Source organism: Peredibacter starrii, from assembly GCF_034259205.1.
Lineage (GTDB): Bacteria > Bdellovibrionota > Bacteriovoracia > Bacteriovoracales > Bacteriovoracaceae > Peredibacter > Peredibacter starrii.
This window is the reverse complement of record NZ_CP139487.1, coordinates 2,981,533-2,995,071: the sequence shown is the minus strand read 5'-3', so window position 1 is coordinate 2,995,071 and position 13,539 is coordinate 2,981,533. Positions and strand designations below refer to the sequence as shown.

General features: G+C 43.7%; 14 protein-coding genes. 11 read left to right on the top strand and 3 right to left on the bottom strand.

What is annotated here, in order from left to right; all coding sequences use genetic code 11:
* Nucleotides 1-167 precede the first annotated feature (167 nt).
* A complete protein-coding gene (gene topA, locus SOO65_RS14945) occupies nt 168-2,732 on the top strand; it encodes a type I DNA topoisomerase (protein WP_321391817.1) in 2,565 nt (854 codons plus the stop codon).
* Nucleotides 2,733-2,825: 93 nt separating this feature from the next.
* Nucleotides 2,826-3,068, top strand: coding sequence for a type B 50S ribosomal protein L31 (locus tag SOO65_RS14940; RefSeq protein WP_321391814.1), 243 nt, complete (start codon nt 2,826-2,828; stop codon nt 3,066-3,068).
* A 121-nt stretch (nt 3,069-3,189) separates the two neighbouring features.
* Here SOO65_RS14940 and SOO65_RS14935 read toward each other — a convergent pair whose 3' ends face one another.
* Nucleotides 3,190-3,570: a MerC domain-containing protein gene (locus tag SOO65_RS14935; protein ID WP_321391811.1), complete on the bottom strand. Its 381-nt coding sequence runs from the start codon at nt 3,568-3,570 to the stop codon at nt 3,190-3,192.
* A gap of 76 nt (nt 3,571-3,646) precedes the next feature.
* On the opposite strand from SOO65_RS14935, the gene SOO65_RS14930 reads away from it, so the two are divergent.
* From SOO65_RS14930 to rimK, 3 genes are read left to right on the top strand one after another with little or no spacing between them, the layout of a single operon-like run.
* Nucleotides 3,647-3,922, top strand: a complete 276-nt coding sequence (locus tag SOO65_RS14930; RefSeq protein WP_321391808.1) for a heavy-metal-associated domain-containing protein — start codon at nt 3,647-3,649, stop codon at nt 3,920-3,922.
* Between the two features lie 3 nt (nt 3,923-3,925).
* Nucleotides 3,926-4,375: a flavodoxin domain-containing protein gene (locus tag SOO65_RS14925; protein ID WP_321391805.1), complete on the top strand. Its 450-nt coding sequence runs from the start codon at nt 3,926-3,928 to the stop codon at nt 4,373-4,375.
* Between the two features lie 29 nt (nt 4,376-4,404).
* The gene (gene rimK / locus SOO65_RS14920) at nt 4,405-5,298 is read left to right on the top strand and encodes a 30S ribosomal protein S6--L-glutamate ligase (RefSeq protein ID WP_321391803.1); all 894 of its coding nucleotides are present in this window, start codon (nt 4,405-4,407) and stop codon (nt 5,296-5,298) included.
* Here the strand turns inward: rimK and SOO65_RS14915 are convergent.
* A complete protein-coding gene (locus tag SOO65_RS14915) occupies nt 5,295-6,329 on the bottom strand; it encodes a quinone-dependent dihydroorotate dehydrogenase (RefSeq protein ID WP_321391800.1) in 1,035 nt (344 codons plus the stop codon). The genes rimK and SOO65_RS14915 overlap by 4 nt on opposite strands.
* Nucleotides 6,330-6,399: 70 nt before the next feature.
* Here SOO65_RS14915 and SOO65_RS14910 point away from each other — a divergent pair, with 70 nt between their 5' ends.
* From SOO65_RS14910 to SOO65_RS14890, 5 genes are all read left to right on the top strand, one after another.
* On the top strand, nt 6,400-6,822 hold the full coding sequence (locus SOO65_RS14910) for a hypothetical protein (protein WP_321391798.1): 423 nt from the start codon (nt 6,400-6,402) through the stop codon (nt 6,820-6,822).
* Nucleotides 6,823-6,894: 72 nt separating this feature from the next.
* Nucleotides 6,895-9,057 (top strand): carboxy terminal-processing peptidase, encoded by a 2,163-nt coding sequence (locus SOO65_RS14905; RefSeq protein WP_321391792.1) that lies wholly within the window; start codon nt 6,895-6,897, stop codon nt 9,055-9,057.
* Nucleotides 9,057-9,404 carry a hypothetical protein gene (locus SOO65_RS14900; RefSeq protein ID WP_321391785.1) on the top strand — a complete coding sequence of 116 codons (348 nt, stop codon included), beginning with the start codon at nt 9,057-9,059 and terminating at the stop codon, nt 9,402-9,404. The genes SOO65_RS14905 and SOO65_RS14900 overlap by 1 nt, the downstream gene beginning before the upstream one ends.
* Entirely contained in the window at nt 9,401-9,766 is a 366-nt protein-coding gene (locus SOO65_RS14895; RefSeq protein WP_321391782.1) for a hypothetical protein, read from the top strand. The genes SOO65_RS14900 and SOO65_RS14895 overlap by 4 nt, the downstream gene beginning before the upstream one ends.
* Nucleotides 9,763-10,557 (top strand): class I SAM-dependent methyltransferase, encoded by a 795-nt coding sequence (locus tag SOO65_RS14890; protein WP_321391777.1) that lies wholly within the window; start codon nt 9,763-9,765, stop codon nt 10,555-10,557. The genes SOO65_RS14895 and SOO65_RS14890 overlap by 4 nt, the downstream gene beginning before the upstream one ends.
* Here the strand turns inward: SOO65_RS14890 and SOO65_RS14885 are convergent.
* Entirely contained in the window at nt 10,554-11,882 is a 1,329-nt protein-coding gene (locus tag SOO65_RS14885; protein ID WP_321391775.1) for an HD-GYP domain-containing protein, read from the bottom strand. The two genes, SOO65_RS14890 and SOO65_RS14885, sit on opposite strands and share 4 nt — an antisense overlap.
* 104 nt (nt 11,883-11,986) lie before the next feature.
* Here SOO65_RS14885 and SOO65_RS14880 point away from each other — a divergent pair, with 104 nt between their 5' ends.
* Nucleotides 11,987-13,537 (top strand): methylmalonyl-CoA mutase family protein, encoded by a 1,551-nt coding sequence (locus SOO65_RS14880; RefSeq protein WP_321391772.1) that lies wholly within the window; start codon nt 11,987-11,989, stop codon nt 13,535-13,537.
* The last annotated feature ends 2 nt before the right edge of the window (nt 13,538-13,539 follow it).

Sequence of the window (13,539 nt, the reverse complement as noted above, 5' to 3'; positions counted from 1 at the left end):
AAACTTTTTCTCTGGGTGTAAAATTTCACGGTTTCAGAGGGAAATTGAGGTTAAGTTAAGTGTTGTAGGGGCGCGAATGTTCGATGTGTCGGATATTTTATTCCTTGACTCTTTTCCGGATGGCCCTTATCTCTATTAAAAGACAAGCTCCCCAAATTAGGAAAAAAATGGCAGACAAAAAGTATCTGGTTATTGTGGAGTCTCCCACAAAAGCTAAGACCATTCGTAAATTTCTCCCAAGTAATTATATTGTTGAAGCAAGTATGGGGCACATTCGTGACCTGCCTCAATCGGCCTCAGATATTCCAGCTGCTCTAAAAAAAGAAGAATGGGCGAAGCTTGGCGTGAATGTTGATGAGGATTTCGACCCTCTATATATTGTTCCAAAAGATAAGAAGAAAATTATCACAGATCTGAAATCGAAGATGAAAGACTGTGCCACCATCTATCTTGCGACCGATGAAGACCGCGAAGGTGAGTCTATCTCGTGGCATTTATTAGAATTATTGAAGCCTAAGGTCCCGGTAAAACGAATGGTTTTCCATGAAATTACCAAAACTGCGATCCAAAAGGCCCTGAAAGAGACCCGTGAAGTGGACGAAAAACTGGTTCGTGCGCAGGAAACTCGCCGAATCCTTGACCGTCTTTATGGCTACACGCTCTCTCCTTTAATATGGAAGAAAATCGCCTACGGTCTTTCGGCCGGGCGCGTACAATCAACTGGTCTGAGAATGATCGCGGAACGTGAACGTGAGCGCATGCGCTTTAAGCGTTCAGTTTATTGGGACATTAAGGCCCAGGTTCATCCGGCCGCTGATAAAAAAGCTCTCTTTGACGCCAAACTTACATCTATTAAAGGTGGACGCGTTGCCGGTGGTAAGGACTTTGATGGTCTGACTGGTAAATTGGTTGATGATAAAAAGGTCGTTCTACTAGACGAGAAAAAGTCGAAAGACCTCGCGAAAAATATCGAGAAAGCAGAGTGGAAAGTAACTTCGGTAGAAGAGAAAACTTTCAATTCAAAACCTGCGATCCCATTCATTACTTCGACTCTTCAAATGGAAGCGAACCGTAAACTTGGTATGTCGTCAAAAGACACCATGAGAACAGCTCAGCGTCTGTATGAAGAAGGTCTCATTACTTATATGAGAACTGACTCACCAAACCTTTCTCAGGAAGCAATCAATGCTGCCCGAAACATGGTGGTTGAGCTTTATGGAAAAGAGTATCTGAATCCAGAAGTTCGTCAGTATGCGGCCAAACAAAAAGGTGCTCAAGAGGCCCACGAAGCCATCCGTCCTGCGGGTGCTGAATTCACTCATCCGGACAAAACTGGCATGAGCGGTCGCGAGCTTGCTCTTTATGAACTCATTTGGAAACGTACGATGGCCACTCAGATGAAAGAAGCTGAGAAGGCATCGATGACGATCAAAATTGAGGCCGGAGACGCAGAGTTCTCAGCTTCAGGAACACGTATTTTATTCCCTGGTTTCCTTCGCGTTTACGTAGAAGGATCGGATGATCCGGAAGCAGCTCTCGAGGATAAAGAAGTTATCCTTCCTGTCTTGAAAAAAGGCGACTCCCTTAAAGCTGCTACGATCACTCCTGATATGCACGAGACAAAACCACCTGCGCGTTTCACAGAAGCTTCCATCGTTCAAGCTCTCGAGAAAGAGGGTGTAGGTCGTCCGTCTACATACGCTTCGATTATCGGAACAATTCTGGATCGTGGTTATGTTCGTAAGGAAGGCTCGGCACTGGTTCCTACATTTACTGGTATGGCCGTGATTCAGCTTCTTGAAAATCACTTCGAACATTTAGTGGATTATTCATTCACATCAGAGATGGAAGAGTCTCTGGATAAGATCGCTTACGGTGAAGAAGACTGGTTAAAGTATTTAACTAAGTTCTACAAAGGCAAGGGCGGTCTTGCGAAGAAAGTTGAAGAGCAAGATAAGAAAATTAAACCAGAAGAATCTCGTACTATTCATATTATGAAAGACGGGAAACCGATGGACATTAAAGTAGGTCGATTTGGACCTTACGTTGTGGAAAAAGGTGAAGGAAAGGAAGAAGTTCACGCTTCAATTCCGGAAGACATCGCTCCAGCGGATCTTGATCCTGAACAGATCAAAGAACTTTTGAAGAATCAGGCCAATGGCCCGACTCCGATTGGTACAGATCCGAAGACAAAAGAGAAGATCTACTGTCTCGTTGGCCGTTATGGTGCTTACTTCCAATTGGGAGAAGTGACGGAAGAAAATCCAAAGCCGAAGCGTGCTTCGTTACCGAAAGGTAAGGACCCGAAAACGGCGACGATTGAAGACGCTATTCAGGCGCTTTCACTTCCTCGTGAGCTAGGTGTTCACCCAGAGACGAAAAAGCCAATTCTCGCCAATAACGGCCGTTTTGGGCCATATGTTATGCACGACGGGAACTTCCGCTCTTTGAAGAAGGAAGATGACCTTTTCACCGTGGACCTAAAACGCGCGATTGAGCTACTTTCTGAAGAAAAAGGGGCGAGCCGCCGTGGTGGTAAAGTGCTGAAAGACTTCGGTCTGGTGGCGAAATTGAAGAAGAAAGTTCAGGTTCTGGACGGAAAATACGGGCCATATATTAAAGTCGGTACGAAGAACATCACTCTGCCTGAGGACAAACGTGATCCTAAGGTGATTGAGAAGATGACTGAGGCCGAGTTGGCGAGTATTGTTCTTGCTGCGGCGAAGAAGTAGGGTAAATAACTATTTCTGGGTTGACAGTGAGCGGCCAGATCGGTAAATTGCCAGAACTTCAATTGATATATTGTTAATTATAAGGATAAGCGTATGAAAAAAGGTATTCACCCAGTTTACAGAGACGTAGTTTTCAAAGACGTATCTTGTGATTTCGAAATCATCACTAAATCAACAATCAAAACAACAGATAAAATCACTGTTAACGGTGTTGAGTATCCACTATTCAAAGTTGATATCTCTTCAGGTTCACACCCATTCTACACTGGTACTCAGCGTGTTATGGATACTGAAGGACGTGTTGACCGTTTCAAAAAGAAATACGGGAAAAAATAAGTTCTATAGAGAAAGCCACCTTCGGGTGGCTTTTTTTTTGCCCAAAATCCGCGTTTCATTTAATACGAACTCTTCAATTTTAATGAGTTAGATTGATTTTACTTTCGCTGGCGAAAGTGAATTAACAACACTGATGCTGATGACGGTGCGAATGCTGAAGATTTTTGGCATGAGCGAATACCAGTAATACCGAGCCGAAGATCGAAACTCCGTGGCTTACCTGATCGCTGAAGCGACCCTCTAGCATGATTCCAAGAAGGATGAAGAACAAACCGCTCACAGCAGTTCCAATGATCCAAGTAAGACCGTGCTTACGGTATCCAGGAATGAAAGCGAGAGGTGAAGTGAAGAGAATAATAAAGCCGACTACAACGTGAACCCAAGTTGAGTGAGTGTAGGCAGAGATCGCAGGAAAGAAAATAGGAAGGAACGCCACTAGAATACAGTGGACAACACAGGCCGATGAAAAAGCTATACCAAGACGATCCCAAACTTTTTTCATGATGCGGGTATACCTGAGATTACAGACCTCGTCTATAATGGTAGAAAAATACTTCATAGTTTTCCGGAGTTAAATCATGAAAATTTCATCATTTTTTGTTGGATTATTCCTATCTGTATCGGTCTTCGCTGCGAGAGTAGAGGTCGAAGTTAATGGCATGAGCTGTGGCATGTGTATCGAATCCATCACGAAAGAGTTTAAATCGACAGAAAAAGCTGAGAACATTTCTGTGAGCCTGGAAGACAAAAAAGCCCGTTTCACAGAAGTAAAAGATAAGAAAATGAGTGACGGTGAGATCCGTTCAATCATTAAGCGCGCGGGCTACGAGACTGGAAAAATTCGTCGTTACTAAAATATGATTCATATCCTCTTCGGCAGTCAGAGTGGAAACGCTCAGAATCTTGCCCATGTCATTGGTGATTCCTTAAACGACAACGGCCACGTTGCTGAAGTTCACGACATGGGTGAGATGAATCCGGAAGAAATTCAAAACATTCAAACTCTCATCATCGTGACTTCAACTTATGGAGACGGTGAACCACCTGACAATGCTTCAGAGTGGATGAGCTATGTGAAGTTTGATGAGGAGTTGAAGCTCTCGCATCTTCGTTACGCGGTGATTGGTTTGGGTGACACGTACTACCCGCATTTTTGCCAAGCAGGAAAAGACTTTGATCATTACCTGTCTAAACGAGATGCCCATGCGATGCTTAAACGTCTGGACTGTGATTTATATTATGAAGAACAGTATCCAGAATGGTTAAAAGAACTCTTGGGAGTGTTAAAAAATCATCAGGAAGAGTAAACTAGTTGTGAAACAACTAAGGACTTCTTTTGAAGATTGGTATCCTGTCCCGTAATCCAAAAATTTATTCAACTCACCGTTTGGTGAAGGCCGCTATCTCTCGTGGCCACAAAGTTAAAGTCATTAACCCGCTTCGCTGTTACATGAACATCACTTCGTCAAAACCGATGGTGCACTACAAGGACCAGATGCTTGATGATCTGGATGTGATCGTTCCGCGAATTGGCGCTTCAATTACTTATTATGGGACTGCGGTCCTTCGTCAGTTTGAAATGATGGGTGTTTATTCGATGAATGAATCAACTTCTATCACTCGTTCGCGGGATAAACTGCGCTGTCTTCAAATTCTATCTCGCTCGGGAATTGGTCTACCAACGACGAGTTATGCCCACTCAACCAAGATGACAGAGAAACTCATCAAGATGGTGGGGGGTGCCCCTTGTGTGATTAAACTCATCGAAGGAACTCAGGGCAAAGGAGTGATCCTCGGTGATACCGCAAAATCTGCTGAGTCAGTAATTGATGGGTTCCGCCAGATGAAGGCCCACTTCCTGGTTCAGGAATTTATCAAAGAATGTAATGGCTCTGATATTCGTGCCTTCGTGATTGGTGACAAAGTTGTGGCGAGCATGATGAGACAAGCAAAAGAAGGTGAGTTCCGTTCTAACCTTCACCGCGGGGGCTCTGCTGTTCCGGTAAAAATTTCTGAAGAAGAAGCGGCAATGGCCGTGAATGCTGCAAAAGCATTGGGACTGAATGTTGCGGGTGTGGACTTACTTCGCTCGCACCGTGGTCCACTGGTCCTGGAAGTAAACTCTTCGCCTGGACTTCAGGGAATTGAAACTTCGACTGGGCTTGATATCGCCAGCATGATGATTGAATACATCGAGCAAAACGTAGGTAAGAGAGACTACGCCGGTTAGAGTCGGTATTGTCTCTCGCTTAGCGGAAGTTCAAAAAACTTTTCCAGAGTCATATTTTGTTTTTTAACAAAGTTCACAAGCTCTTGATGAAATTTTTTTAATAAATCTGGTCCCTGATAAACATAGGCCGTGTAGACCTGCGCCACCTTCCCGCCGTCTTTCCAAAGATTGAAAAGATCTTGAGGATCAGTGATGCCGCCAACAGCGATGAGTTCAAGGTTAGTGCTTTCTTTCAAAATGATTTTTCTCACTTCACGGGACTTCTCACGAAGAAGAACTCCCGAAACTCCGCCCACACCTCGGTCAGGCATGATGGTGGTGTTCGTGGCGATGATCCCGGTGAGCTTATACTCTTGAGCGAGATGCGTGAGTTCCACGATCTTGTTTTGATCAAGATCAGGAGCGATCTTCAGATAAAGATCTTTGCCGTTTCTCACTTTGTTGAGTTCAGTGAAAAGTTCACTTAAATAAGTTTTTTCCTGAAGGGCGCGAAGACCCGGAGTATTTGGCGAAGAGACATTGATCACAAAATATTGCGCAGCCTCTTCCATGGTCTCAAGCAAAAGCGAAAGTTCTTCAATACTCTCTTCAGCTGTCGTGTCTTTGTTTTTGCCGATGTTTACTCCTAGTGGAGTGGCCCCACCATAAGCACGAAGGCGAGGAAGGATTTCTAAAAGTCCCTGGTTAGGGAAGCCCATGGCGTTACGAAGACTCTGTTCATCGGGGTAACGAAACATTCTTGGACGAGGATTTCCAAGCTGAGGTTTTAAAGTCACAGTTCCACATTCAATGGCACCAAAACCCTGGTGACCCATGAAGGTTAAGGCCTCTGCATTTTTATCCAAACCGGCGGCAAGGCCGATGGGAAAAGTCCAATTGACTGAGCCGACTTTCAAACTCAGACGAGAGTCAATTGGTTGACCAGTGAGTTTCCCAATGACGGGAGAGAGTTTGGCCATTTCAATCGTAAGATTGTGGGCCGTCTCAGGTTCAAGACGAAACAGCAGGGGTTTTATGAATGGGTATAGCATGATTGAATACTAGCATCTTTTCTTTGAAAGTCATTAAAGCGTGTGAGACAATTCTCGGCACGAGGTCTTCATGCGTACATGGATTGTATTGTTTCTTATTAGCTTTGGAGCTATGGCCCAACATGCGGCCCAACCTGAGAAGGAAAGCACTTCTGACCTTCGTTCTAGTCTTAGCATCTTCAGCATCGAAGACACTGATTCAGAGAAAATTTATTGGCTTGAGCGCACTGCGAATTTGGATTACTTCCTTCGTTTGAAAGACGATGACGATGAGAGCATCCGTAAAGTGGATAGTCGTGATGCTAAGAAGCTTGAGATGGATTTCGCCTCACGTTTTTTAAAGATCCAATACGAACTTCCGGCCTCGGAAGGGAAGTGTGAAGTAACGCTTCGCCTAAGCTTGAAGGGCGAGAGTCAGGAAGTTTGCAAGAAAGACGACAAAAAGACTCAAGAGATCAAACCTTTTCTGGATGCTATCGGTAAACGATTCTAAGTGAAAAAGATTGCATCCTCTCTCTCATAAGTAGAAAATACTTAAATCACAAGTTATCGAAATCGAGGTTTCATGAAATCCCATGTTTTATTGCTCAGTTTAGCTCTAGTGACGACGGGAGCAGTGGCCCAACAGAAAAGTTCGCCAATGTCTTCAAGTGATGATCCTTCAATTCTCGGAAGTATCATGTCTCAAAAGCCGGCATATCCGCGTGAAATGATCCTAGGAAGTATCCTTCTTGGAGCATTAGAGAACATGCACCTATCAAACAAGAAAGTTGATAATCAACTTTCTGAGAACGCTTACAAGTTGTATCTCGAGCGTCTTGATTACGGTAAGCAGTTCCTTCTTGATAGCGACGTTAAGCAGCTTGATGTTTACAAAGATAAATTCGATGACATGTTGAAGTCGGGTGATCTTCGTATCCTTGATACAAGTGCTGAACTTATGAATAAGCGCATTGGTCAGATCGAGAAGTATGTTGAAACACTTCTTGCTAAGCCGCTTGATTACAACACAAAAGAACAACTAGAAACTGATCCGAAGAAGCGCTCGTTCCTTAAATCGGAAAACGAACTTTTTGCTCATTGGGAAAAACTCATGAAGTATGAAGTTCTTTCTCGCATCATCGATCAGCGTGAAGAGCAGAACGGACTTGTTCTTGATGATAAGGGCCAGAAGAAGAAGCCCAAGTCTGAGAAGAAACTTACTGAAGTTGAAATTGAAAAAGACGCTCGTGAGAAAGTTCTTAAATCATATAAGAAAATTTTCTCTCGTCTTGTGAATGAGAAGCGCTCTGACAAACTTGATAAGTTCTACAACGCAATCACAAAAGTTTTCGATCCGCACACAAACTACCTGGTGCCGGAAGAAAAAGAAGATTTCGATATCGATATGTCAGGGAAGCTTGAAGGTATCGGTGCTATCCTTCGCGAAGAAAACTCTTACATTAAAGTTGAAAGAATCGTTCCGGGTTCTGCTTCTTGGAAGACCAAAGAAATCGAAGCCGAAGACGTTATTCTAAAAGTTGGCCAAGGCAAAGAAGAGCCGGTTGATGTGGTTGATATGTCTCTTAGAGACGCGGTTAAACTTATCCGTGGTAAGAAGGGCTCTGAAGTTCGTCTTACAATTAAGAAGCCAAACGGTCTTGTAAAAGTAGTACCTATCATTCGTGATGTTGTAGAGATTGAAGAATCTTACGCTCGTGGAACAGTTCTTGAACTTGCTCCAAACAAAACGAAAGTTGGTTACATCAACATTCCTAAGTTCTACCGTGACTTCAATGATCGCGCTGGACGTAACGTTACTGATGATACAAGAAGAGAAATTGAGCGCCTGAATAAAGAGGGTGTTGAAGGTCTCATCATCGATCTACGTAACAACGGCGGTGGTGCTCTTGAGGACGCTCGTATGATCTCTGGTCTTTTCATTGAAAAGGGTCCGATCGTACAAGTTAAGGCGCACACTGGAACGGTTGATATCCTTGCTGATACAGATCCGAAAGTTGATTTCCAAAAACCTGTGATCGTTCTGATTAACCGTTTTTCGGCCTCTGCTTCAGAGATCGTAGCGGCCGCTCTTCAGGACTATAACCGCGCTGTTATCGTGGGTGGAGAGTTCTCTCACGGTAAGGGTACAGTACAGGCCGTAGTTGATCTTGATGGATATATCTCGCCGATGGCGAAGTCTTACTCACCACTTGGTGCGCTTAAGATCACGATCCAGAAGTTCTACCGTGTAAACGGAAGCTCAACTCAGTACAAAGGTGTTACTCCGGATATCATTCTTCCAGACCAGTTCTCACATCTTGAGTCTGGTGAGAAGTTTCTTGATTACTCAATCCCTTGGGGTGAAGTAAAACCTGTTAAGTACACAAAATGGGACAAGAAGTATGACCTTAAGTCTCTACGTGGAAACAGCCAGGCACGTGTGAAGAAGAGTGAGAAATTCCAACACCTTCAAAACTCGATCAAGTGGTACAAAGAGCAAAAAGAGAAAACAAAACGTTCTCTAGTTGCTGCTGATTTCGAGAAAGAGCGTAAGTCGATCCGTGAGATGACTGACGTGTTCAAGAAAGAAGAAGAAAGCAAGAATCTCATGGTTAAAGATCTAAGCCCTAAGAGCGGTGAAAAAGCTCAGCAGGAAAAATTCGAAGAGTTCTCTAAGACTCTGAAGAAAGATGCTGTGATCGAAGAATCAATGATGATCATGCAAGACATGCTTAAACAAAAATAATGTCTGACGACGAAAAAAAGTTCAAAATCTCTGAGCTCCCCGATGAGGGGAGCTCTTCTTCTCCCAAACCTCCCAAAAAAACAGTTTTAAGAAAAGATCCCGATCCAAGAGTCGAGAAGCTCCAACTTTTATCAGAACGAGAAAAAGTGGCGGTCATGACTCAGACCTGGTTCTTCGATAGGCCCAACTGGAGTTTTGGTTGGGTGATCTATGTTTTGATTTTGGCGGGACTGCAGTTCAGCACACCCTATGAGGCCTATCTGGCCGAGATTCAGCTTCTGGATGACAACACCATGGACCTGTTTGGGGAGTGCTCCGGGACTTCACGGTGTATCTTGAGTTTTTGATCCGAAATCCAATTATCCTGACACTTTTAACACCATTATTCTTCAAATTTACCAAGGTTTCGGATTATTATTTTGAAGTCACATTTGATGGAATAAAGACCGTGAGAAAGGTCCTGGAGCATGGTTCGAAAGAACTAGTGACTCGGGTATTTGTAAAATGGAAAGACATCACGGGGATTGAAAAGAAAATGGTTAATAACCGCGAGGTTTTAATCATCCTGACTCCGGACGGGGCGACTGGCACACTTATTTGGGACATTGATCTGGGTAAGAAAAAGGCCATCAAGCAGTTACTAAATGGACTCATTAATAATAAGCACCCACTAAGGGTATTTCTAGATAACGAAAAGGAACTTAAGTGAAATCGACGCTCACTCTCGAACAAAAGTATGACTTCTATGAACGCTCAGTACAGAATGCAGAAGGCGAAGTCTCTTTCATGCACGATGAATTCAAGCGCTTCTATGGTCATTCTCCATATGTCATGAGAGAGGATTTCTGTGGTACTGGTGCTATTTCTTGTAAGTGGGTTGAACAGGATAAGGGATGCGAGGCCTATGGTGTAGATCTTGATCCTGAGCCAATTAAAATGGGTAAAACTCGTCACTACAGTAAGCTTTCAAAAGCTCAGCAATCTCGCATGCACTACCTTGAACAAAACGTACTTAAAACTTCGGCCCCAAAGGCCGATGTAGTTTGTGCTTTTAACTTTTCATATTTTATCTTCAAGTCACGTAAAGACCTTTTGAAGTATTTCAAATCAGTTCGTAAGTCGCTTAATAAGCAAGGTGTATTCTTCCTTGATATCTTCGCGGGCCCTGAAAGTCAGCGTCTGGTGACAGATGTGAAGAAGATGAAAGGCCTGACTTATTATTGGGAATGCCAACACTTCAATCCTCTGACTCACGACTGTACTTTCGCCATTCACTTTAAAGATGCTAAAGGCAAGAAGCATGAGAATGTATTCACGTACCACTGGCGTATGTGGATGATGCCTGAACTTCGCGACCTTCTGATTGAAGCAGGGTTTTCTAAGACTGTTGCTTACTGGGAAGGGGATGATGAAGATGGAGGCGGTAATGGTGTGTTCACGCCTGCAGAAGACGCAGAAAACTGTGACGCTTGGGTCTCTTACATTGCTGCTTTAACTTAAAATGTCACGTTCTGCAGAATATCGACGACTTTTTGGAATCTGGTGGTCGGGAACTCAGCTTTGAGTTCCTGCATCATCTCTTCTCGATCAAAGGGACCATTCTCACGCTTCATAATAATTCGTGTATACTCTTCGGCCACGATGAAAACGATCGCCAGAGGAGAGACGTTATTACCATAGTGTTCTGAAAAACCAACGCCGTTGAGCATGCCGTGGTGCTGACGAATTAGTTGATCCGCACCCATAGGAGCGTGGGGGAATTTTGAAACAAATTCCGCCGCCATTTGAGCGTGCTTCTCGACCAGAAGTCTTTCCGGGAGTGGGAAGTTCGCTTTTTTTAGTTCAAGCGTTGATTTAATTTGGGCCTGCTCATCCGTTTCCAGCACAATATCGTGGAAGAAGGCGATGAAGCTCATCTTCTCTTCTTGTTCAGCATTACCCCAATCAATGTTCTTAATGATATGGAGACCAATGTAAGTCAGGATCTGAGTGTGCTTAAAGAGGTAAGAAGACTTGTTGCTTAACAGACGTTCCAGAAGTTTTGAAAGTTTCGGGTTCTTCTGAACGGTCTTCTTCATGGCATCGATGTTTTTACGTGCGAGTTTAATCGTCTCTTCATTAACACCAATAGTGAGAAGCTTCTTCGAGAGAAGTTCCATGCTCTTGTCTTGAACTGATAGTTCTTCCTCTGCGGAAAGATCCATGGTTTCAAGCATGGCCATGAGTTCAGCAGTTACGTTGTTTACGAATTCCAGGCGATCCATTTTATCGACATACAAATGGGTCATCCCTTCCTGAATCATGCTCTGGATGTAAGACTCTTCAAACTCAGACATTCTTTCAATACGAAGGTTGTATTTATTCGCATCGTCGATGTCCTGTGAGTAGACCTTACAAACCGAACGCTTAATCACTTTGAAGTAGGTGATAGGAATCGGGAAGTAGTCCGGTACCACCTTGTTCGACATGTCCTTGGCGGTGATATTGAGGGCCCTTGCGGAGCTTTGAATCAGAATTTTTAGCTGTAAGGAATTTGGGACGTGGGCGGCGCTGCCTGGAATCTCTTTTCCAGGGCCAATCACAATCACCGGGATATTTAGACCCTTCTTCTTTACGTAATCGATCATGATCGCGGCAGAGGGTTCTTTCTCAATTGTTGCGCGAACAATGATCAATTTGATGTTTTGACTATCAGTTTCAAGATATTTAACTGCGAACTCTGCCTTCTTTTTAGGAAGGATCTCCAACCCCAGCCATGTGGATAAATTGAGCATGTAACAGCTCTCAATCATGGGATTGTGTTCTACTAAAAGCGTTAGACTCAAAAAAGGCCTCCGTTGGGGTGCCTATAGTTTAATCTGAGAGGGATTTTTACTCAATTTTTTGTTAGGATAAATCATCTAAGATTTTTTACGTCCCGGAGTCTATTGTGAGTTCCTTAACAAGTTTTTTTGAGAGTGATTTTAATACCCAACGAGAACAGTGGGAAAATGCCCTGAAATCGGAGCTAAAGCTGACGGAAGTGGGGAATAAGGCCACAAAAAAGCTCATTACCGGTGCCAGCTGGCCCACACTTTCCCTAGAGACTAAATCTGAAGTTCATTTGAATGCCAATGAAAATTGGAAGAAGGCCTCAACAACTTATGTTCATCTCGATCAGCATGAAATTGAGAAGGTTTTGACTGAAGACCTCGGACAGGGGGTGAGAAATTTCTTCTTTTCTGGTCCGGACCTAAATGAAACTAAGTGGAAAATTATTGAGAGCACCCTGACAAAATTTGCCTCTCCAAAAGAGCTTGAAGTGTTCATTCTCGGTGGGAACTATTCAAGTAATGCCTTCAAAGTTGTTTCAAATATCATTTCTGGTCAAAAAGCCCATGATCAAGGCGGGCACTCGATTCAAGAGTTGGCGCTTCTAGCGACAAATTTTATTAAAAATCTTGGAACTCAGTCTGAGGTTTATCTTGGTGTTTATGTGGATTCTCAATTCTTCCACAACATCGCTAAGATTCGAGCGGCGAAACTTCTTGCTCATAAAATCCTGGAAGAGTCTGGGAAGAAGATGAAGCTCAACATCGTGGGGCTTACCTCGATGAGAGAGTGGACACTGTTTGAGCGTTACTCAAATATGCTTCGTAATGAAACGGCAGTTGCTTCGGCCTACATTGGTGGTGCTGATCACGTTCAGTCTGCTGGATATAATTCTTTAATTGAACTCGAGGTAGATGGTGCTCCGGATATGGAACACGTTGAGCGCTCTCGTCGAATGGCCCGTAATACGTCTCACGTTCTGGCACTTGAGAGTATGCTGGGAGTGGTGGAAGATGCTGCCTTCGGAAGTTATCACTTAGAAAGTCTAACCAGTGCCCTTGCTGAAGAAGCTTGGAAACTGATGCAGACGATGATTGTGATGAATGACAGTGAACTTCATTCTTATTTAGAAAAAGAAACTGCCACTGTTCGCGAAAAGCGCCTTGAGATGGTGAAGACTCGTCGCCACGTGATGTCGGGGATGAATGATTTCCCGGACGTGAAGGAACACTTAAAACTAAAACTTAAAAAGCCAACGGTCTTCCGTGTGGCCCGTATTTTTGAAGACCTTCGTCTTGGTATGGAAAACGTGAAGCAGAAGCCAAGTGTATATGTGGCGCTTTTCGGAGAGTATGGCGCGCTTAATGCTCGTCTGAACTTCGTGAAGAACTACTTTGAACTTTTAGGTCTTACTGTAAATGAGCCTGGTCATTCTGAACTGGATATTGAAAACTTTAAGAAGACTCTTTCGGAGAGAAAAGAAGACATTATCGTTCTCTGCGCTTTGGATGATCAGTATCCAACAATTTCGGATACTGTGAGTTCAGTGAAGGCACAACATAAGTATATCGCTGGAAAATTTGAGATGGCGGGATTCAATAATCTATTCGCCGGTCAAAACGTGTATGAGGTACTCCAGAATCTGGCCTCAAAGTTCGAGGGGAGGTAACC

Coding starts and splice junctions, on each gene's coding strand:
- SOO65_RS14900 (WP_321391785.1), top strand. CDS start 9,057: ATGTCTGACGACGAAAAAAAGTTCAAAATCTCTGAGCTCCCCGATGAG.
- SOO65_RS14930 (WP_321391808.1), top strand. CDS start 3,647: ATGAAAATTTCATCATTTTTTGTTGGATTATTCCTATCTGTATCGGTC.
- topA (WP_321391817.1), top strand. CDS start 168: ATGGCAGACAAAAAGTATCTGGTTATTGTGGAGTCTCCCACAAAAGCT.
- SOO65_RS14925 (WP_321391805.1), top strand. CDS start 3,926: ATGATTCATATCCTCTTCGGCAGTCAGAGTGGAAACGCTCAGAATCTT.
- SOO65_RS14905 (WP_321391792.1), top strand. CDS start 6,895: ATGAAATCCCATGTTTTATTGCTCAGTTTAGCTCTAGTGACGACGGGA.
- SOO65_RS14935 (WP_321391811.1), bottom strand. CDS start 3,570: ATGAAAAAAGTTTGGGATCGTCTTGGTATAGCTTTTTCATCGGCCTGT.
- SOO65_RS14910 (WP_321391798.1), top strand. CDS start 6,400: ATGCGTACATGGATTGTATTGTTTCTTATTAGCTTTGGAGCTATGGCC.
- SOO65_RS14915 (WP_321391800.1), bottom strand. CDS start 6,329: ATGCTATACCCATTCATAAAACCCCTGCTGTTTCGTCTTGAACCTGAG.
- SOO65_RS14940 (WP_321391814.1), top strand. CDS start 2,826: ATGAAAAAAGGTATTCACCCAGTTTACAGAGACGTAGTTTTCAAAGAC.